The sequence below is a fragment of the Streptomyces sp. NPDC039465 genome (genome assembly GCF_055639315.1).
Genome location: NZ_JBVKAP010000009.1, coordinates 197502 through 220475 on the forward strand (window position 1 = coordinate 197502; position 22974 = coordinate 220475).

General features: G+C 74.5%; 2 protein-coding genes. Both read right to left on the minus strand.

Features of this window, described 5'->3' with window-relative positions:
- Positions 1–20 precede the first annotated feature (20 nt).
- The gene (locus ACZ7LT_RS27660) at positions 21–1271 is read right to left on the minus strand and encodes a hydroxymethylglutaryl-CoA synthase family protein (RefSeq protein WP_471238820.1); all 1251 of its coding nucleotides are present in this window, start codon (positions 1269–1271) and stop codon (positions 21–23) included.
- A complete protein-coding gene (locus tag ACZ7LT_RS27665; protein ID WP_471238821.1) occupies positions 1268–22939 on the minus strand; it encodes an SDR family NAD(P)-dependent oxidoreductase in 21672 nt (7223 codons plus the stop codon). The genes ACZ7LT_RS27660 and ACZ7LT_RS27665 overlap by 4 nt, the downstream gene beginning before the upstream one ends.
- Between the last annotated feature and the right edge of the window lie 35 nt (positions 22940–22974).

A 22974-nucleotide genomic window follows, 5' to 3' on the forward strand; every position in this document is an offset into this window, starting at 1 on the left:
GGTCGGATCGTTCGGATCGGTCAGATCCAGTCGTAGCGGCGGTGGTAGTCCTCGATGCTCCGCAAGGCGAGCAGCGGCGGGCGGGCGGCCGTGCTGGGGAGCCAGTCGGGCGGGTCCGCGACGGTCAGCCGCCGCCGGGGCAGCAGGCAGGCCCGGCTCGCGGGCAGCAGGTCGCGGTACTCGTCGAAGCCGAGGCGCCGGCGGGCGGCCAGCCGCGGCCCGATCTTCCGGGCGGCCACGGCCCGCCGGGCCGCGTCGCCCAGCGTGCCGCTGAGGAACTCGGAGGAGCAGCCCGACCCGTACGAGAACAGGCCCACCCTGGCCCGTTCCGTCATCGGGGGCAGTTCGTCCACGAGGCTGCTCAGCGCCAGGTAGAGGGAGCCGGAGAAGAGGTTGCCGACCTGTGCCGGGTAGCGCAGGCCCGGCTCCACCCGGCGGGTGAAGTCGGCGGCGATCGCGGCCGGATCAAGGCCGGTGAACTCGCGCATCGCGCGCCGGTGCGCGGCCCGGACCATCCCGGCGAACGGCGTGTGGAAGGCCAGGTGGTCGAAGGTCTCGTCGAGTTTCACGTCGTCGACGCGGCGGCAGTAGTCGGCGAAGCTGCGGATCGTGCATTCGAGGTAGGCGACGAGCGACTGGTCGGCGTCGGCGAGTTCGATGTCGGGGCCGGGCCGGGCGGTGTCCATGGTTTCGAAGCTGTGCAGGCCGAACGCGCCGAGGTCCAGTTCCAGGATGTCGGGGTGCTCGCTGAGCAGCAGGGCGACCGCGCCGCTGCCGGTGGCCAGCTCGGCGTACTCGGCGCGCTCGTCGGCGAGGCCCACGTCGGTGGCGATCAGCAGGACACGGGCGTCGGGCGAGGCACCCGAGGCGAGGTGGCCGGCGGCCAGCTGCAGCGCGGCCGTCGCCGCGTAGCAGGCCTGTTTGACCTCCAACAGGCGGCAGTGCGGGGGCAGTTCGAGATACCGGTGGACGTAGGAGGCGATCGACTTGCTGTAGTCCACGCCGGACTCGGTCGCCACGAGCACGACCTCGATCCGGTCGCGTACGGCAGGGTCCAGGTCGTCCAGCATGCCCTTGGCGGCGTTCACGGCGTGGGTGACCGGGTCCTCGAAGGGCAGCGCGACGGAGCGTCCGGTCAGCATCAGGTTCGCGACCCGGCCCGGGTCGAGGCCCCGGCCCTCGGCCAGGTCGTCGGCGCTGATCCAGGCACTTCCGGCGTAGACGTCGAGCGCCTCGATGCCCACGGTCACGGGTCGCGGGTCGGCGGTCATGCGGTCTCCTCGGTGGGCCGGTCGGGGGTGGTCTCCCCGGTGACGGGCTGGCGGGCGACGGTCTCGCGCAGGAGCCGGTTGATCTCGTCCGCGTGGGTCACGCAGGGGAAGTGGCCGGCGTCGGGCAGTTCCTCGTACCGCGCTCCGGGGATGGCCTCGGCCAGTCGGCGGGCGGTGTCCAGCGGCACCACGGAGTCCAGCCGGCCCTGGATCACCGTGGCCGGCAGGTCCAGCTCCGGCAGCCGGCGCAGCAGGTCCGGTTCGCCGGCGAACAGGTCAAGGTAGGACAGGCCGACGTACGCGTCCATGCTCTCGCAGCGCAGCAGCTGCGCCGCGAGGCCGGGCAGCCGCCCGTCGTCCCCGGTGGCGGCGGCCACGGCGGCCATGTCCTCGGCCACGATGACTTCGAGCCGGTTCACCTCGCCGACCCGGTTGGCGTAGCGGTACGAGCCGCCGATGGTCGTCAGCGACGCGGCACGCCGGGGGTGGCGCAGGGCGAAGCTCTGGGCCAGCAGTGCGCCCCAGGACGCCCCGACCAGATGCACCGGGCCGTCGATGCCGAGCCGGGTCAGGGCCTCGGTGTACAGGTCGACGATGTGGTCGAGCGACATGTCACCGCGCGTGCGGGTGGCCCCCACGCCGGGGTGGTGGAGGACCACCAGGCGGTGGTCCGTGCCCAGTTCGGCGAACTGGCGGGCGAACATCCCGGCGCCGATGTTGAACGGATGCATCATCAGCAGGGTGGGGCCGGTGCCGTGCACGAACGCCTCGACCGTCGCGGTGTCCAGTGTGAGCAGGTGCCGCCGCACGTCCGGGGTGTGTTCGGTGAGCACGGTCAGGTTGTCCCCGGTCCGTTCGTAGCCGTCGGCGACCGCGGTCCGTACGTCGTCGGGGATACGGTCCGCCGGCTCGAACCGGGCCCGTGCCAGGGCCATCGGCGAGCCTGCCGCCTGGGTCGGCAGCAGGTCCACCACCCCGCTGCGGTCGGCGAAGCAGTCGGCGAGCCGGCCGGTGAGCGCCTTGGCGTCGGCGTCGGTGAGACCGGCCGGCACGGCGAGCCGCAGCAGCCCGGCCGGGTCGTCGCCCACGTGCGGACCGCCACGGACGCCGGTGCGCCGGTAGAGCCAGGCGAGCATGGCCGGTCCGGGATGTGCCAGGCCACCGAACGCGTCGTCCCGCCGCGGGTCGAGCAGGACGCAGTGGGTACCCGGCCCGCCGTACACGGGCGCACCGGCCTTGACGAGCCGCTGGTGCAGGGTCCGTACGTGCTCGGCGCGGCGCCGGACGAGGGCGCCGGCCACCTCGGTGTCCGCCAGGGCGGCGGCGAGGACGGCCTGTTGCTGGGAGCTGAGGTGCCGGCCGTAGGCGTCCTCGTCCTCGGCCATGCGCTCGGCCAGGTCGGCGCGGCGGGTGGCGACCAGACCTCCCATGCCGACGGCGAAGTTCTTCGACAGACTCATGGTCACGGCGTCGGCCGTGTCCAGCAGCTCGCGCACGGTCCGCCAGAGATCGGCGCCGTTGGCCTCTGCGATCGCCCAGGCGTTGTCCACCACCCGGGTGGCGTCCAGCACGAGCGGTATGCCGCGTGCGCGCAGCGTACGGGCCGTGTCGCGGAGCACGCCGAGGGAGAGGGGTGTGCCGCCCGCGGCGTTGGTGCTCAACTCCAGGCAGACGAAGGAGACTTCGACGCCGTGTTCGTCCAGCAGGGCCGCCAGCCCGGCGAGCCGGCCGTCGCCGGACGCCGGCCCGTCGTCCTGTCGGGGGATCCGGATCGGGCGCAGTCCTGCCTCGGCCAGCGCGAACTGCCAGGTGGGGAAGGCGTCGTTGTGCAGGACCACTCCCCGGCGGCCGGGCCAGGACCGGCACATCCGAAGCTCCGCGGACCGCCCGGACGCCGTCCACGACGCATGCGGGAGCGGCAGCCAGTCGGGCGGTGCGGTCGTGGCGCCGCGCGGGTCCGCGACCTGGGCGGCCAGAGCGGCCATCCGGTCGGTGACGAACGCGTCGGCGCGCTCGAACCATGAGTCGGTGAGCAGGTCGAACTCCACGTCCGCGTGGTCGAGGAGGACGGGGTTGTGCCCGGCGCGGGCGAGCAGGGTGGTACGGGGCGAGGCGGGGGCCTTGGTTTCGGTTTCCGTCCCGGTCTCGGTCACGGTCTCGGCCTCGGTCTCGGCCGAGTTGGCGATCATCATGATCAGGTCGACGGCGTCGGTACGGCCCGTGGCCGGCTGGCAGAGGTACAGCGGCACCTCGACCGGCCCGAACTTCTTCTTGAACCGATAGTTGCCCTCGTCGAAGATGCCGACCGAGCGCAGCTCGGCGAGGGCTTGTCGCACGTCCTGCGCCGGGTTCGGGGTGGAGGTCACCTCGACGCCGAAGCTGCCGCCGAAGCTGAGCACCTCGGCGCCCTCGGCGGCGAGCCGCCGGACGATCTCCACCAAGGTGTACTCCAGTCCGCCCAGCGGCATGTCGCGGGGATAGAACTCGACATCGAGGAGATAGCCGTTCTCGGCGGGCAGGGCGGCCAGGACGATGGCGCTGAGCAGCCGGTCGTCGCGGTAGGTCAGGAAGATCCGGTGCCGGTCGGGGAGCTTGCCGGCCCTGATCAGCTCGCGGGCTTCGGCGACGTACGCGTTCACCATCTGCTTGCCCTCGGACCACCGGTCGACCAGATCGGCGACGGCCGCGTCGGTCCCGGGGTCCGAGCCGCTGACGTACTCCTCGACCCGGTTGTCGCCGTCCCGGCCGAACTTCCTGACCAGGTAGCGCAGTTTGCTCCGGCGGCCGCCGTCGAGTGTGAACGATCCGATGTCCTCAAGACGCTGTACGACCCCGAACGCGGTGGCCAGCATCGGCGTACCCGCGAGGTCGGTGAGCGGATCGGTGGACAGCAGGTTGAGCCGAAGCCCGTTGGTGACGCAGTGGTTCAGCAGTTCGCCGGCCGCGGCGGCGAAGCGCTCCGGCGCTCCGGTGTACCGCCACACCAGCACCGAGTCCCCACGGCGGCCGACCGCCAGGTACCCGTCACGGGTGGAGGGGAAGAACAGCAGCGGGGCGATGCTCAGTCCGGCCAGCCCGGATTCCATGCCGTGGCGCTGCTCGACCTCCTCCACCAGGTGTTGAAGGTCCGGATGGTCGGCCAGTTCGGAGCGCGGCACGATGAGCGCGCCGGGTCCTGAGGGGGCGGAGCCATGCGGTGCGGCGGGTGTGGCGGGTGCCTCGGGCTCGGCGAGTCGGGCCACCGCCGGTGCGCCGAAACGGTCGACCAGGTGGTCGGCCAGGGAGGCGCAGTCCGGGTGGTCGAAGAGCAGGGTCTTGGGCAGGGTCCCGAGCACCGTCTCCAGGGCCCGGACCGACCGCAGCATGTCGAGGGAGCTGAGCGCGCCCTCGGTGAATCGGCCGTCGGGTCCGAGGTCGGTGCGCACGGCCCGCTCGACGGCCGTGCGGACGACGGCGGCCAGGTCGGGCTCGGGGCCCGGGTCGGCCTCCGGCGCGGTGGACGAGTCGGCACCCGCCCCCGGCCCCGCGGCGGGCTCCGCCGCCGGGGCCGTGTCGACGTCAGCCGACCGATCCGGGCTGGGCTCCGGCGCCGTGGACGTATCGACATCCGCCCCCGGCCCCGCGGCAGGCTCCGCCGCCGGGGCCGTGGCGACGTCAGCCGACCGATCCGGGCTGGGCTCCGATGCCGTGGACATATCGACATCCGCGCCCGGGCCCACGGCAGGCTCCGCCGCCGGGGCCGGGGCGGGCTCCGCCGGCGCTTCCGTATCGACGTACTCCACCCGGCCCGGGACCGGCCCCGGCGCCGTGCCGAGGTACGCCGTCAGGTCGGCGAGCGTGTCGTGCTCGTAGAGCTCGCTCGTCGGCACGGTGATGCCGTGCTGGTCGTGCAGCCAGCGGACCAGTTCCACCCGCATGATCGAGTCGAGGCCGAGGCCGGTCAGCGAGACCTGGTCTCCGATCTCGTCGGCGGGCACGCCCAGGGCCGCCGCCACCCGGTCGCGGAGGGCTTCCGCGCTGAGGCCGGCCGGGGTCGCGGGGGCCGGGGGCTCGGGCGCGGCGACGGACGGCGGAGGGGGTTCCGGTACGTCCCGTCGGCGTACCGGCGTCAACTGGACCTTGCCCGCGGCCGATCGACGGGGCGCCGCACCGGTAACCGGGGCCGCGGTCGCGGCCGGCGTCGGGTCCGCGGGGCGCGGGAACCAGTAGGACGTGCGGGTGAAGACGGGGCCGGGGAGCGGTGTCCGGCCAGGTGTGGCGGGCCAGAGGCCGGCCCAGTCGACCGTCCCGCCGCCGCACCAGGCCGCGGCGAGGTCCCGCGGGCCGGTGCCCGTGGCGGCGGCGGTGGGCCGAGCGGTCACGACACCGCGCTGCACGCCGTGCGATGTGTCGCCGCGCAGGGCGGCGACGAGCTGTGCCCGGTCGGAGGCGACCACGGCGAGGCGGTACGGCAGTTCCTCCCGGCCCACCTGCAAGGTGTACGCGACCCGGTCGAGGCCCACGTCGGGCCGCTGGTCGAGCGCGTCGGCGAGCCGTGCACAGTAATCAGTCAGGGCCTGCTCGTCGCGGGCCGAGACCGGCACGACGAGGGGGCCACTCACCACGGGCGGGGCCGCGGCCGGTGCCACTCCCCCGGTCTGCAGTACCACATGGGCGTTGGAGCCGCCGAAGCCGAACGAGCTGACCCCGGCGCGGCGTACCGGCCGCCCGGACGCGTCCGGCACCGGCTCCCACGGCCGGGCGCCGTCGGCCAGGGTCAGCGGGGTGCCGTCCAGGCGGAGGTGCCGGTTGGGCTCGCGCAGATGCGGGTTGGGCGGAATCAGGCCGTTGTTCATCGCCAGGACGGTGGTGAGCAGACCGGCGATCCCGGCGGCGGCCTCCAGGTGACCGATGTTGGCCTTCACGGAGCCGACCGCGATGTGCGGCTCGGCGGGGGCCGGGAGGTCCCAGTCCTCGTACAGCGTTGCGTACGCGTGCTTGAGGCCTTCGATCTCGACCGGATCCCCGAGGGGCGTGCCGGTGCCGTGTGCCTGGACGTAGCCGATGGTGCGCGGGTCGACGCCCGCGTCCCGGACCGCTTCGACGATCACCTGTGCCTGGGACCGCGGGTTGGGCGCGGTCAGCGACGGTGACCGGCCGCCGTGGTTGACCGCGCTGCCGAGGATCACCGCCCGCACGTGGTCGCCGTCCTCCAGCGCGCGGTGCAGCGGCTTCAGGACGACGGCGCCGACGCCTTCTCCGCGGACGTATCCGTCGGCGGAGTCGTCGAAGGCGGCGCACCGGCCACGCGCGCTGAGCATGCCCGCCCGGGTGAAGGTGGCGAAGAGCGCGGGGCTCAGCATCAGGTTGACGCCACCGGCGACGGCCAGGTCGCAGTCGCCGTGCCGCAGCGCGCGGACGGCGTGGTGCAGGGCGACCAGGGAGCTGGAGCAGGCGGTGTCCAGCGCTTCGCTGGGGCCGCGCAGGTCGAGCAGGTGGGAGACCCGGTTGGCGAGGACGGCGTGGGCGACACCGGTGGCCATGTGGGCCTCGGGCGTGCCGCCGTGCGCCGCCATCAGCTCGTTGTAGTCGCCGGTGGCGACGCCCACGAACACCCCGGTGGCCGATCCGGCCAGCTCCCCCGGGCGGCGGCCCGCGTCGTGCAGGGCCTCCCAGGTGACCTCCAGGAAGTGCCGTTGCTGCGGGTCCATGAAACCGGCCTCACGCGGGGAGATGCCGAAGGCGGCCGCGTCGAACTCCGCGACGCGCTCCAGGAATCCGGCGCGTACCTCACGCATCCGCGGGTCGGCGAACAGGTCGGCCCGGTCGGCGGGGACGGGTCCCACGCCGTCCTCTCCGGCCGACACCATGTCCCAGAGCGCGTTCAGGTCCTCCGCGCCGGGGAACCGCCCGGCCATGCCGATGACGGCGATGGGCATCCCGGACGCCCCGGTCGGCCCGTACGAGGCCCCGGAATCCGGCGAGACGGTGACCACAGGCTCCGTTACCGCCACAGGAGAAACCGGAGCCACAGGGACCACTCTGCGCCCGACCTCCGGATGGTCCCGGACCAGGCGGTCGGCCAGGGCCTCCAGGGTGGGCGCCTCGAACAGGACGGTGGGCAGCAGGTCGAGGCCGTACCGCGCGTTGACCTGGGTGATCAGCTCGGTCAGCGAGATCGAGTCGAAGCCCAGCTCCATCAGATTGGTGGCGATGTCGACGTCCTCGTCCGGCACCATCAGGAATCCGGCGGCGAGGGAGCGCAGCTCCTTCTCGACGGTCTCGGTCCGCTCGGCCTGGTCGCCCGGGTCGGCCGGCGGTGTCGCCGGGCGCTCCTGCGCTGCCGGCGCGCGGAACCCGGGGTCGTACGCGACCACTCCCGGCCGGGGCTCGTCACCGGCGAGGAAGGCGTCGAAGGCGCGCAGGGCGTCCGCGCTCGGCAGCGGCACCATGCCGGAGTGTTGTGCCATCAGGGTGCGGCTGGCCGCATGGACCGCCATGCCGCCGTCCGCCCACAGCGGCCATCCCATCGAGACCGTGCGCCCCGGGCGCAGCCCGGCGGCGTGAAGGGCGGTCCGCTCCTCGGCGAAGGCGTCGAGGAAGGCGTTGGCGAAGGTGTAGTCCGCCTGGCCGAGGTTGCCCGTGGTGGCCGCCACCGAGGAGAACAGCGCCAGGAATTCGAGCGGTTCGTCCCGGGTGGCCTCGTCGAGGTTCACCGCGCCCCACACCTTCGGGGCCAGGACCTCGGCGGCCTCCTGGGGTGTCTTGCGCACCGCCAGCGAGTCGCGGGTGACACCGGCCGCGTGGACGACGCCGTGCAGGGCGCCGAACCGCTGCCGGATCGCCGCGATCAGCTCACGGACCTGTCGCGGGTCGCCGACGTCGGCCGGGTGGTACATCACCTCGGCGCCCGTCGAGCGCAGCTCCCGCAGCGTCTCCTCCACCGTGGCGTCGGCGGGTCGCCGGCCGCACAGGACGAGGTGGGCCGGTCCGCGCGCGGCCAGGTGCCGGGCGACGGTCGCACCGATCCGTCCCGCACCGCCGGTGATCAGGAACGTACGTGCCGGGCCCGCGGTGCCGGCCGGGGCGGCGAGCCCCGGGGCGTACTCCTCGTACTCCAGCACGAGGCGTTCCGCGCCGGCGCGCCGGACCTCGCCCTCCTCCGCGCCGAGCAGTTCGTCGATCAGGAGCCGGGGGAGGTCGGAGAGAGAGCCGTCGATGCGGACGGTCAGACCGGAGAAGTCGCTGTGCTCCAGGAAGAGCGTGCGCAGCAGGGCGCCGAGGGCGGCGTACGCGGGCCGGGCCTGGCCCGTCCGGTCGTCGCCGTGGTGGGCGACCAGTACCCGCAGGCCGGTACGGCCCGCGCCCAAGTGGCTTGTTGCCAGCGGCAGTACGGTTTCGAAGCCGTCCCGCAGTTGCTCGGCGAGGCCAGTCGCGGCGGCCGGGCAGACGTGGAGGATGGCGTCGGTTTCGGTGTCTTCCGCGTTGGTGCCCCAGGGGATGCCGCGCCGGTCGAGTTCGGCGCCCAGATCGGCGCGTAGGCCCGGCTCCTGGCAGCGCAGCAACACGCGCTGCACCGCACGGCCGGCCTCCGGCGGACCGGCAGGCCGCCAGCGCGGCCGCCGGTGCCGGACCTCGACGGCCCCCGGAGCGGGGGCCTCCGCAGGGACGGGAGCGGCGGCCGTCTCCGTACGGGCGGCAGTGACGGCAGCCCCCGCACCGACGGCGGCCGGAACGGCGCCCCCTGTACGAGCGGCATCAGCGGCCGAATCTGTACGAGCGGTCCGCGCGGCAGCCTGCGCCGGGACGGCGGCCCGCCCAGCGCCCTCCCTACGGGCGGGCGTCGCGACGGCCTCATTCCGTACGGCGGTCAGCCGTAGCCCCCGCACAGCAAGGATGTGCTCCTCCCCGTCGAAGATGTCGAGGTCGACGGTGCGTGAGCCGGTGTCGCCGGACGGTGTCACGTCGCGGGCGTGGACGCGGCAGCGGGCCGGGAGCGGGCGGCTGCTGGTCAGTTCGGCCATGGAGGTGGGCAGATAGCCGGTGGTGGTGGCGTCGAGTACGGCCAGGGCCTGGAACGCGCCGTCCAGGACGGCAGGGTCGAGCCGCTGGCCGGGGGCGGGCGCCGCGGCCACGTCGGCCAGGCACTCCCCCGGCCCGGCCCACAGGGCCTGGAGCACCTGCATGCCACCGTCGTGCCGTACGCCGCCCGCGGTGAGGCGGGCGTAGACGACGGCCGGGGCGACCGGCGGGCCGACCTGCTCGGGGGTGGGGACGGTCGCGGGCGGGAGGGCCGGTGCGGGGAGGGCTTCGACGGCGCCGGTCACGTACACGGCCCCGCCGGGGTCGGTGATCGTGAAGGGGGCCGGCTCCAGGGGGCCGTGCTCGCCCATGACCACCCGGACCTCGTCCATGCTGTCGAGATCCAAGGGCCGTTGCCAGGTCAGGCCGGTGAACCGCACAGGTCCGGACAGGTCGGGCAGGGCGGCGTGGACGAGCTGGGGTGCGGCGGCGCCCGGCAGGATCCGGCGCTCTCCGACGTGATGCCCGCGGACGGTCTCGCCGAGGTCCCGCAGGGGGACGGTCACGGGCGCGGCGGGTGCGGTCTGGGGCCGCCACCAGATCCTGCGGCGGTGCTGCGGATGCCCCGGGAAGGCGGCCACGCGCGGCGACCGCGGCCAGTGGGCCGCCCAGTCGACGCGCTCACCGTCGACCCAGCGGCGTGCCAGGTCCGCCCACTGCCCGATGCCCTCGACGGGGGTCGCCTCGCGGCCGGAGGCGGCGCTGCCGCGCCACACTCCCGGCGCGCTCTCGCCCTTGGCGACCTCGGTCAGCCGGGCCGCGAGTTCCGGCACGCTGCCGCAGAGGACGGCGACCCGTTCCCGGAAGGCCGGTCGTCCGACCTGGCTGGTGTGGGCGAGTTCGCGCAGGCCTGTGCCCTGGGGCAGTGGCTCCGACAGGGCCGCGGCGACGTCACCGGCGTACTGCGCCAGCAGCTCGGGCGAGCGGGCCGACAGGACGAACAGCTGGTCACCGCCCACCGGTTCGGGCCCGTCGGCGACCGGGGTTCGGTACTCCTCCAGCACCACGTGCGCGTTGGCGCCACCGGCGCCGAACGAGCTGACACCGGCCCGGCGCGGCGTGGGCCCGGCGTCCCAGCGCCGTAGCTCCCGCGGCAGTTCCAGCCGGCCGCCGAGGTCGATGCGGGGGTTGACGCTGCTCAGGTTGGCGCAGGGGGCGATGGCGCCGTGCCGCAGCTGCAGCAGCGCCTTGGTGAGTCCGGCAATGCCCGCGGCCGCCTCCAGGTGGCCGATGTTGGCCTTGACCGAGCCCACCGCGAGCGGTCCACGGCCGCCGTCGCCCTCACTGTCACCGTCGAACACCCTGCGCAGACCGGCCATTTCGATCGGGTCGCCCAGGGCGGTGCCCGTGCCGTGCGCCTCCACGTAGCCGATCGTGGCGGGGTCGACGCCGGCCCGGGTGAGGGCCTGGGTGATGACCTCGGCCTGGGCGTTCGGATTCGGCACGGTGTAGCCGGAGGTACGGCCACCGGCGTTGACCGCGCTGCCCTTGACCACGGCCCAGATGTCGTCGCCGTCTGCGATCGCGCGGCTCAGCGGCTTCAGCAGGACCGCGCCGACGCCTTCGCCGGGCACGAACCCGTCCGCGTCGGCGTCGAACACCCGGCAGACTCCCTGCGGCGACAGCATGCTCAGCGAGCAGAGCGAGACGAAGTGCGCGGGGTGGATGATCACGTTGACGCCGCCGGCGATCGCTGTCTCGCACTCGCCGCGGCGCAGACTCTCACAAGCGAGGTGCAGCGCGGTCAGCGAGGACGAGCAGGCGGAGTCCACGGCGTAGCTGGGCCCGGACAGGTCCAGCAGGTACGACACCCGGTTGGCGACCGACCAGTATGACGAGTGTGCGCCGGTCAGCTCGCCCTGCGGCCACGCGGTCGCGCCGAGCTGGCCGTACGTGCCGTACATGACGCCCGCGAAGACGCCGGTGCGGCCGGTCGCGCGGTCTCCGAGGTTCCCGGTCCGTTCGAGCAGGTCCCAGCAGGTCTCCAGGAACAGGCGCTCCTGCGGGTCGGCCTTGACGGCGTCCCGGGCGAGGATGCCGAAGAAGCCGGGGTCGAAGCGGTCGACGCCGTCGATGAAGCCGCCGCTCGCGGTGTAGAGCCGGTTCGGGGTGCCCGGCCGGGGGTCGTAGTGCTCGCGCCAGGCGAACCGGTCCGCCGGGACCTCGCTGACGGCATGGTCGCCGGAGGCGAGCAGCCGCCAGAAGGAGTCCAGGTCGGGGGCGCCGGGGTAGCGGCCGCTGACGCCGATGATCGCGATGTCGTCGGGGCGCGAGCTCGCCGAATCGGGGCGTGCAGCAGGCGAGTTGACGCGCGCGGCGGACGTCTCGGCGGGTACAGCGGACGAGTCGGGACGCGCGGCCGACGCCTCGGAACGTACGACGGACGAGTCCGGATGGGCGGCCGGACGCGCGGCCGGTGAGTGGGCGCGTACGGCCGATGGCAGGTCCGGCGACTCGATGGCCACCGCGGCGGCCACCGGCTCGGGCCGGGCCGTACCCGTCGCCGCCGCCAGCCGGTCCGCCCGCTCGGCGCGCAGGTGGTCGGCGAGGGCGGCGATGGTCAGGTGCTCGAACAGCAGCGTCGACGGCAGCGGCCCCAGGTCGGCCTCGAACCGGGCGACGAGGGTGAGGCTGACCAACGAGTCGACGCCGAACTCGTCGAACGCGGTGTGGTCGCCGAGGTTCTCCGGGTCGTGCCGGAGGACTTCGGCGAAGACCGACCGTACGTACTGGCGGGCCGCCTCCGGCGTGACACCCGTCGGCCCGGGCAGTGCGGTGGACGTGGCGCGCCGGGCGGTGAGCAGGCAGGGGCCCGCGGATCCGGTCGCCGTCTCGGTGCGGACGCGCACATCGTCGAGACCGGCGCGTTCGGCGACCGTACGCCAGGTGTCGGAGGCCAGCAGCGGGGAATGCGGCAGGCGCAGATCGGGGTCCTGGTAGCGCCACCAGCCTTGGGTCAGTCCGAACGTGAGGGTCAGGAAGTCGGAGTGGCCGGTGGTCTCGTGCACGAGAAGCAGCCCGCCGGGGCGCAGCAGCGCGGCCGCGTGGCGCAGGGCGCCGGTCACGTCGAAGGTGGCGTGCAGCACTCCGGCCACGACGACCGCGTCGTAGTCGGCGCCGAATCCCTGCGCGGCTGGGTCCTCTTCCGCGTCGAGCCGGGCGTACCGCAGGGCGACCGACGGCGGCGCGTCCGCCCGGAGCGCTTCCTCGGCCTGGCGCAGGAAGGTGGGCGACAGGTCGGTGAAGGTGTACGTGACGGGTCCGGCACCGGCCAGGGCGGAGAGGACGACACGGGTGGTGGCGCCGGTGCCCGCGCCGATTTCCAGTACCTGCGCGCCGGGGCCGCGTTCGTCCACCTGGCGGCGTACGAGGGCGGCGAGGGTCTCGTTTGCGGCGCGTTCGGCGCGTCCGCCGCCGTAGAACCGTGCGAGCAGGTCGGTCGAACCGCCGGGGAAGAGCACCTCCAGCGGGTTGCGCCGCCCGGCCAGTACGTCGGGCAGCGCGGACACGCACCGCCTCAGCAGGCGCTCCTCCGCTTCGGGGACGGGGTGCGCGGGTACGGAGACGGGGGCCGTGGCCACGAGGTCCATACCGTCACGGCGTACCGCTCCGGCGCGTTCCAGGATGGGCGGCAGGGCGTCGAACAGCCTCTGGTGGGCGGGCACCACGCCGAGCCGCTGGGCCACCGCCGCCGCGGCGCGCCGTTCGCCGGGGGCCGGCAGCGCCCCGGCGGCGGTCAGCTCGGCCGCCAGCAGGGCGCCGGCCAGGGCGTCCAGGGGGTCGTCGGCCCGTTCGCGTTCTTCCCGCACGATCACTCCGAGGCCGTGGAGCGCCTCGGGGGTGGCACGCGCGACCAGGGCCTGCGGTACGCGGGCGGCGAGGATGTCGCCCAGCGCGGCGAATCCGTCGGCGGGTTCGATCGAGCCCACTCCGGCCTCGGCCATCGCACGGGCCCGTTCGGGATCGGCGACCACGCCGACGCTGCCCCAGTAGCCCCAGTTGACGACGGTCACCGGCACGGGTCCGGCGGCGTGCAGCGCCCGGCCGAGGGCGTCCTCGACGGTGCTGGCGGCGGCGTACGCCGCCTGGCCGGGCGAGTCGATGACGGATGCCGCCGAGGAGAACAGCACGAAGTGGTCGAGGGGTTCGCCGCGCAGGACGTCGTGGAGCACCCTGACTCCGCGGTCCTTGGGGCGCATGGCGGCGAGCAGGTCGTGCGGCTCGGCGAAGGCCAGCGTCCTGTCCCGCAGGTCCAGGGCCGCGTGCACCGCGCAGGTGACGGGGCCGAACGCGGCGTGGGCCACCGCCAGCGCGGCCCGGACGTCGTCGGGTTCGGCGACGTCGCCCTGTACGTACCGGGCGCGGCCCCCGGCCGCCTCGACCGCGGCCAGCCGTGCGGCGACGGTGACGTCGGTGGCGGGTCGGCGGCCGAGCCAGACCACGTCGGCGGCGTGGTGGCGGGCCAGGTGCATGCTCAAGGCGAAGCCGATGCCTCCGGCACCGCCCGCGATCAGGTGGACACCGCCGGTGCGCCACGGGGAGCCGGTGTCTCCCGGGGAGTCGGCCGCGAGGGGCTGGAAGACCTGGGTGAGCCAGCGGCCGTCACGCCGGGCGAGGACGGGGTGACCGGCGGGGGCGCGCAGCAGCGTGTCCGCGTCCGCGCCGCCGGCGTCGAGGCAGCGGACCTGCCAGCGGGGGTGTTCGGCTCCGGCGGCGCGCAGGACGCCGAGGACGCCGGCGCGGGCCGGGCGGGTGACGGCGGCACCGGCGGCGGGGACGACCCCGTCGAGGACCGCGGTCAGGCTCAGGGCGCGGCGGGCCGCCGGGCCGCTCGCCAGCGCACGGACACAGTCGAAGACCTGCGCGACGGTGGGGTCGGTGTCAGGGGCGTCGGCCGCGCCTCCGGTCACCACCAGGTGGACGGTGTCCAGTTCGGTACGTGCCAGCCGGTCCGGCCCTTCGGCCAGGGGCGCGATTGGCCCGCCGCACCGCGCGGCGAGGTCACGGGCGAGCGGTTCCGCGCCGCGCGCGTACAGCACCAGCGTCCGCCCTGCCCCTGCGGGCAGCGGGGCCTTGTCGTCCTTGTCGTCCTTGTCGTCGGACTCTGTCCAGTGGGGTACCAGCACGGACACCGGCGGCTTCCCGGCCTGCTGTCGTTCGCGGGCCGCGCGGGCGACCAGGCCCTCGATACGGGCCTGTTCCCGGCCGTCCGCTCCGGCCAGCCGTACGGTTATGCCGTCCGCCGTCCGGCGCACATGCGCCCAGACCGGCGGCCCGGCGGCCGGGCGTACGAGAACCCGCGCCGCGGCGAACGGAAGCAGCAGCTCGCCCTCACCGGCCAGCACGGAAGCGACCTGGATCGCGCCGTCCAGCGCGGCCACGTCGACGACGGTGCTCCACGACGGGCGGTTCACGGCGGTCAGCCGGCCGAGCGCCTCGTCCTTGCCCACCCACACCTCGCTGACGACCTGGAAGGCCGGGCCGTAGTGCAGTCCGGCGGAGGCGAACCGGGCGTAGAGCTCCCCGCCCGGCCGGTGGCCGGTGCAGCGGCGGGTGATCTCGTCGACGGGGAGCGTGCCGGCCGGTTCCGTGGCGGGCCGCACCGCACCGGTCGCGAGGTCCGTGTCGCCGCACCGGAGGGTGAAGCGGGGGCCGTCCATCTCGACCCGTACTTCCTTCGCCGACTCGGCGTGCAGCGGCCGCAACCAGCGGATGCCGGTCATCTCCAGCGGCCCGTCGTCGCCGGCCGCGACGGCGGCGAGCGCCAGGGCCCCGGTGCCGGGCAGCACGGGCGTGTCGCCGATGCGGTGATCGGCCACCTGCCAGGCGTCGGGGGTCACCCACCAGGTGAGCCCGGGTGCGGGCGCGGCCGACGGCCAGTGCCGGGTGCCGCGCAGAGGGTGCGGCGGCAGGGGCGTACGACGGGCGTCGACCTGCCGGAACTGGACGTCGAAGTCGGGGCGGCCGCCGGAGAGGTACTCCTCGGCGAGGCGGCGCTGCTCCGAGGTGGCGCCCGCCAGGGAGGGCGGCGTGCCGTCCTGTGCGGCCCGGAGTTGGGCGGCGAGATCGTCGAGGGTGTGGGCGACGACCACGGCGCGCGCCGGGTGGTGCCGTCGCCCGGCGCAGAGGGTGTAGGCCACGTCGGCGAGGTGCGGGGCGGCGGTCACCGCCCCGGCCAGGGCGCCGAGTTGCTCACCGAGCTCCTTGGGCGTCCGGGCCGACACGGGGACGACGAAGGATCGCGCGCCGACGTGCCGCGGCCGGCCGGGCTCCTCGGGTGCCTCGGCGACGACCAGGTGGCAGTTGGTGCCGCTCACGCCGAAGCTGCTCACGGCGGCGATCCGCTGCCCGCCCGGGCCCGTCGGCCAGTCCTGGACCTCCGTGACCACACGGAAGGGGCTGTCGTCGAGGTCGAGCCGCGGATTGGGCGAGCTGAACCCGGCGGTCGGCGGCAGCTGCCGGTGACGCAGCGCCAGCAGCACCTTGATCAGGCTGGCGATGCCCGCCGCCATGGTGGTGTGGCCGATGTTGCCCTTGACCGATCCGATCGCGCAGGACGCCGACGCCCCGCCCATCCGGCCGAACGCCTCGGTGAGCGCCTTGGCCTCGATCGGATCGCCCAGCGGCGTACCGGTGCCGTGCGCCTCGACCAGGCCGATCTGGTCCGCAGTCACGCCCGCCCGGCGCCAGACCCGGGTGAGCAGGTCGGCCTGGGCGCGTCCGCTGGGCGCGGCGATGCCGTTGCTGCGGCCGTCGCCGTTGGCGCCGCTGGCGCGGATGACGCCGTGGATGTGGTCGCCGTCGGCCAGCGCCCGGGCCAGTGGCTTGAGCACCACGGCACCGACGCCCTCGCCGAGCACGATCCCGTCGGCCGTGGCATCGAAGGGCGCGCTGCGGCCGGTCGGCGACAGGATGCCGGCGGCGCTGGTCTGTACGTGGATGTCGGGGCCCAGCATCAGGGCGACCCCGCCCGCGACGGCCATCTCGCAGTCGCCGCTCAGAATGCTCTGGCAGGCCAGGTGCACCGCCAGCAACGACGACGAGCAGGCGCTGTCGACGGCGGCGGTGGGCCCGGTCAGGTTGAGGAAGTAGGAGACCCTGGCGGCCAGTACGGAAGGAGCTCCGCCGAGGAAGCTGTGCGCGGTGTCGTGGCGGCCGGCGGCGTGGCGGACCTGGCGGTAGTCGCTCTGGGTGCAGCCCACGAAGACGCCACAGACCAGGGGCGTGTCGGGCCCGACCGCGTACCCGGCGTCCTCCAGCGCGCGCCACGACTCGGTGAGGAACAGCCGCTGTTCGGGGTCCATGTCCTCGGCTTCGAGCGGGGACATGCGGAAGAACGGCGCGTCGAAGGCGTCGATGCCGGAGAGGGAGGCGGCCCACTTGCTCACCGTGGTGCCCGGACGGCCGGCCGGGTCGTAGTGGGCGCGGACGTCCCAGCGCTCGGGCGGGACTTCTTCGGTCCGCTGCCGCCCGGCGGCGAGGTCGGCCCAGAAGTCGTCCAGGGTGGGCGCGTGCGGGAACTGGCCGGACATCCCGATCACCGCGATGGCGTGCTCGTCGTGCCGCAGCGGGGCGGGGCGGGACGGCTGTGGGGCCACGGCGGGTGTGGCCTCCGGCGCCGGCGAGTTGGCGGGGGCGGGCTGCCTGTCGCGTACGGAAGCACCGCGCAGCACGAGTGGGGGCGCGGCGGTCGGGGGCACGGGAGGGGCCGGGGGCTGCGGTGCGGGGGCCGGGGGACGTTCATCCGCGACGGGCTCGGGCTTGGTCTCGGGCTCGGGCTCGGGCGCCGGGGGTGGTTCCGGCGTTTCGGGGCGCGGGGCGAGCGCGGCCTCGGCGACCTGCTGCTTGTGCCGTACGGCGGCGGCCACGGCGTCGGCCAGTTCGGGGACGGTCGGGCGCTCGTAGACCAGCACCGATTCGAGGTGGACGCCCAGCCGGGTGGCGAGCGTGTTGGTGACCTCCACGGCGCCGATCGAGTCGAGGCCCATGTCGGAGAACGTCTGGCGCTGGTCGACCTCGTGCGGCGCCAGATACAGCTGCGCCGCCACGGCCTCGACGACCACGTCCCGTACGTCCTCACCGGTCGGGCCGGTCGGCGCGGCGGGGGCGGGAGGGGCGGCCGGAGGCGGGGCGGAGGGAGGGGCCGTGTCGCGGCCGAGGCGGCTGTGGACCCGCTCGACGGCCTCGCCGCCCAGCACTCGCTCATGCATACGCAGTTCCCGTTCGATCACGTCGGACAAGGCGGCGGCCGTGCGACCGGCAAGCTCGCGTTTGAGCTCGGCGGCGGCGGCACGGGACTGGCGTGCGATGGACTGGGCGTAGTCCAGGGCGGTGGGCAGGACCTCCGCGCGCGGCCGGACGTCTACCGGGACCCCGCGCTCGCGCAGCTGCGCGCCGGTCAGCGGGCGGCCCGTGTAGAAGAGCTGCTCGGCAACGGCCGTACCGAGCTTGCGCTCCACGAAGTAGGTGGCTCCGGCGCCGGGGGTGAAGCCGTAGGTGAGGAACGGCACGCCGTAGCTCGCCTCGCGCGCCAGCACGACCACGTCGGCGTACAGGCCGAACACCAGGCCGCCGCCGCTGGCATGGCCCTGGAGAGCGCTGATGACCGGCTTGTCGCAGGCGAGGACGAGTTCGTGCAGGAAGGACACGTCGGCGAAGGTGCCTTCCTTGGCCGCCAGCCGGGCCATCGCCTCCGGCGTGGCGCCCATGCTGAACACCTCACCGCTGCCGGTGATCACCACGCAGGACACCGTGGAGTCGGCGGCGGCCGCCGTGAGCGCGTCGCGGAATCCTTCCAGCAGCTCGTCGGTGAACGTGGTCCGGCCGAGGGTGATCAGAAGGATCCCGTCCGGCAACCGGCGTACCTCGCAAGCCGGTACGTCCCCCCGGGCCGGCTCCGGCTCCGGCACCGGAACGGCCACCGGCTCCGGACCAGCCATAGGCTCCGGCACCGGCTCGGAGGTGGTATCCGCCAGGACGGCGGTCTCCGGCGGCGACGTGGTGTCCGTCTGTGCGGTCGTCTCCGAGCGCCACAGGCCCGGCCAGCAGCGTTCCCCACGGAAGGGGTACGGCGGCAGCGGAACCCGCTGCCGTCCCGGCGCGTGGCAGAGGTGCCAGGGGACGTCGGCTCCGGCCATCCAGGCCTCGGCGAGCCGTTCCGCACGCCGCTCGCGGACGGCCTCGTCGAGGTCGGCGGGAGCGACAGCGGCTGGCACCGGCCCCCAGAAGGCGCCGGGCGGCGGCGCCTCGCCGGCCAGATGGGCGCGCAGCGCCCGCCGCGCGGCGGGGATGTCCTCGCAGACCACCGCCAGCCGGTGGGCCCGCGGGGTCCGGCCGACCTGGGAGGTGTACGCGATGTCGTGGAGCCGTTCCGCGCCCCGGCCCGGGTCCAGGTCGTCGAGGGTCTGCCGGGCCAGCTCGTCGGCGCGCAGCCCGGCGGAGGCCGCGAGCAGGTCGAGATCCACCCGCTCCAGGCCCAGGTCGCGCAGGGGCACGGTGGAGGGTACGTCGTCGGGGCGCACGCCCAGCAGGCCGGCCACTTCGCTGCGTACCGCGTCGCCGTCCCGTTCGAGGGGGGCGAGCATCTCCTCGGCCACGCGGGCGAGTTGGCCGTCGTCCTCGGCGGACAGCACCAGCACGGCGGGCCCGGAGGGCGGGGCCGGGACGGGGCGAGGCGGTGCCTCTTCGAGGACGAGGTGGGCGTTGGAACCACCGGCGCCGAACGAGCTGACGCCCGCCCGCCGGACCCCTCCCGGTCCGGGATGCCAGGGCTCGGCGGTGCGTTGCAGACGGAACGGACTGTCGTCGAGGCGCAGTGCGGGGTTGACCTCGTCGCAGTGCAGTGTGGGGACGAGCGTCCTGTGCCGCATCTGCAGCAGCACCTTGGTCACCGCGGCGACCCCGGCAGCGCTCTCCAGGTGGCCGATGACCGACTTGACCGAGCCGAGCGCGCAGGTGGTGTCCACTCCTGCGTACGCGTCACGCAGGCCCTGGACCTCGATCGGATCGCCGAGCGACGTACCGGTGCCGTGCGCCTCGACGTACGTAACGGTGGACGGGTCGACTCCGGCGGCCTCCAGGGCGCCGGTCACGACCTCGCTCTGGGCGCCCGGGTTGGGGACGGTGAAGCCGCTGGCCCGTCCGCCGTGGTTGAGGCGGGAGCCGCGGATCACGCCGTAGACGTGATCGCCGTCGGCCCGGGCGGCGGCGAGCGGTTTCAGGACCAGCGCCCCCACTCCCTCGCCGGGGACGTAGCCGGTGCCGCCCTCGCCGAAGCTGCGGCACCGGCCGTCGCGCGACAGCCACTGTCCGGCGGCAAGTTGCAGGTACTTCTCCGGGTGCGGCATGGCGTTCACGCCCCCGGCCAGCGCCCAGCTGCACTCGCCGGAGCGGATGGCCTGGGCGGCGAGGTGGATCGCGGTCAGGGACGACGAGCACGCGGTGTCGACGGCGATGCTGGGCCCGCGCAGATCCAACCGGTAGGACACCCGGTTGGCGACGGACGAGTGCAGGGCCAGGGGCAGGGGTTCGTCCGGTGCGTCGTCGACCAGTTGGAAGTGCGACGACATCACGCCGACGTAGACGCCCATCTGCCGGTCGGCGAGCCGGTCGGGGCGGTAGCCGGCGTCCTCGACGGCCTGCCAGGCGGTGGTGAGGAACAGCCGCTCCTGGGGGTCCATCCGCTCGGCCTCCCGTCGGGAGACGCCGAAGAAGGCGCGGTCGAAGCGGTCGATGCCGTCGAGGAATCCTCCCCACTTGCCGTACGTACGGCCCGGGGTGTTGGGCCGGGGGTCGAAGTACCGCTCGTGCGGCCAGCGGTCGGCCGGCACTTCGGTGACGCAGTCGCGTCCCGCGCGCAGGTTGCGCCAGAACTCCTCGACGTCGGCGGCCTGCGGATAGCGGCCGGCGAGTCCTACGACGGCGATGGCGTCCTGGTCGTCGTCGTGGTCTTCCTGGTCCTCCGGGTCGGTCTGGTCGTCCTGGCCGTCCTGGTCGGAGGCGAGGTCGTCGACGGGCTCCTCGGCAGCCCGCTCGAACTCCCCCTCGGGCGCGAGGCCCAGGGCGGACTGGATCCGTTCCGGCTCCCCGTAGCCGATCAGGAGATGAGACTCGCCGGAGGCCAGGGCGGCGCCGAGAGCGTGGAGTCCGGCGGAGGTCGGCATGGGCGCCAGACCGTGCGTCTCCAGGTCGTGCCGCAGCGCGTCAGCCGGGGCGGTCATGCCGCCGTCCGCCCAGTAGGGCCACTCCACAGCGAGGCCGCGGCCCGGGCCGGTGCGCGCCCGTATCAGTTCGGCCAAGGCGGCGTTGGCGTAGGCGTAGTCGCACTGTCCAGGGCTGGGCAGGGTGGCGGCGAGCGAGGAGAAGACCACGAACAGGCCGAGATCGTCCGCCGTGGTGGCCTGGTCGAGGAGGGCGACCGCGTCGATCTTGGCGGCCAGGACGGCGGCGGACCGGTCGGGCTGCTTGCGGAAGAACACGCCGTCGTCGACGACACCGGCGCAGTGGAAGACGCCGTCGATACGGCCGTGTTCCCGCCGGGCGGTGTCGGTGAGCCGTGCCACGTCGGCCGCCGAAGAGAGGTCGGCCCGCACATAGCGGGCCGTGACGCCGGTCTCGCGCCACTCGGCGATGCGCCGGGTGACCTCGGGAGGTTCCTCGCGCCGGGCGGCCAGCGTGAGGTGGGCGGCCCCGTGCTCGCGGGCCAGCCAGTCGGCGACGTGCAGACCGATCCGGCCTGCTCCGGCGATGAGGTACGAGCCGCCCTGCCATATCGGAGCCTGTATCGGAGCGTGCTCCGGGTCCGGGAGGACCACGGGCCGGTGGCGGCGCACCAGGCGCCGGCCGCCGCGGAGCCGGACTTCCGGCTCGGGAGTGAGGTCGTCGGCTTCGGCGAGCAGGGCCGCGATGTCAGGGGGGCCGTCCGGGAGGGCCACCGACCGGCAGCGCAGGGCGGGCACTTCGGTGCTGATGGTGCGCAGCAGCGCGCCGAGCGCCCGGTGCTCGGCGCCGGCGCCGGGACCGTGTACGACCAGCAGTCGGTGCGGGCCGGGCCTGCGGCTGTCGACGATCGCGCAGGCCAGGGCCCAGAGTCGGGGGTAGGGGTCGGGCGCGGGCCAGGTGGCGTCGATGAAGACTCCGGGGTCGATCCCGTCGGCGGTCATCTGCCGCAGCAGGCCGGCGAGGGCTGCCCGGTCCCGGGGGTCGACGCGGTATCCGCCGTCCGGGACGGGGCCGTCGTGGACCACCGGAACGATCCTGCGGCCGGGACGGGCGGCACGCAGCGCCTCGGTCAACTCCGCTCCGAAGACGACGAGGTCGCTGTCGGTACGGGCGGCCGGGACGGGGGCGGGCGCCGGGGCCCAGACAGGTGCGAAGGCGCAGAGCTCGCCCGGCGGGGGCATCTCGCCGTACTCGGAGGCGAGGTGGGCGGCCACGGCGGCCACGGTCGTGTGCTCGAAGAGGAGGGTGGGGTAGAGCGTGGAGCCGACCAACTCTTCCAGCCGTTCGGTGACCTTCAGTACATCGACGGAGTTGAGGCCGAGCTCGTAGAAGCCGACGTGGGTGGGGACCTCGGCGGCGGGCCGGTCGAGGTGCTCGGCGACCACCGCGCGTACGCGCTCGGCCATGGCACCGCCGCCGACCGCCGTTCGCTCGACCGGCGCTTCCTGGATCGGCAAGACCGGCAGGACCGGCAGGACCGGCGGGGCCGACGGGGCCGACGGGGCTACCGGCGCCCGTACGGTCTCCGAAACGTCCCTCGTCCCCACCGCCCGCGGAGCCATGACCTCCGCCCCCGGCCGCAGCCGCTTGGACGCGAAGCCGACGATCTCGGCCACCGGCCGGCCGTCCCGGTCGTAGACGTACACGTCGTTGCTGAGCAACTCGCCGGAATCGGTCAGCTGTTCCGCTGCCGGCACGTGGACCAGTGCCGGGCCGCGCAGGGGCCGGACCGCGCGGAAGCGGCTGACGAACATCGGCACGAAGGGGTCGTCCTGCGCGGGCGACTGGCAGAAGCCGAGCAGCGTGGCGGCGTCCAGGCGGGCGGGATGCAGGTGGTAGTCGTCGCCGTCGTGTCCGGCGGCGAGGTCGATCTCGGCGAGCAGGCCGTCCCGTCCGCGCCGTACGGTTCCGGTGCAGGTCATGCGGGCCCCGTGGTGCACCTGCTGGGCGCGTGCCCTGGCGTAGACGTCGGCCATCTCGCCGTCGGTGCCCGGGGCGTCGCGGATGTCCCTGGCGAGGGCGGAGAGTTCCTCATCGGTCCAGCCGAGTTCCGCGCGGAGGTTCTCCACCCACGGCTCGTCGGGTCTGTCCGCGCCGACCGGACGGCTGGTGGCGCGGACACCGGCCGTTCCGTCCGCGTCGGCCTCGATCACGACCCGTACCTGCCGGCCGGTGCCTGGGGCGGTGGTGACGGGGTCGGTGAACAGGACGTTGGTGAGCACCGCCCGCTCGGGGCCGAGGTCACGGGCCGCCAGCATCCGCCAGATCACGTCGAAGAACGCGCTGCCCGGCAGCAGGCAGACGTCCCGGAGCCGATGCTCCTGGACGACGAAGTCGGTCGGCTCCAGAGCGACCTCTGCCTCGACGCGGGAACCCGGACTGAGCATTGACTACCTCCCGTGCGCGATCCGTTGTGCCCCGG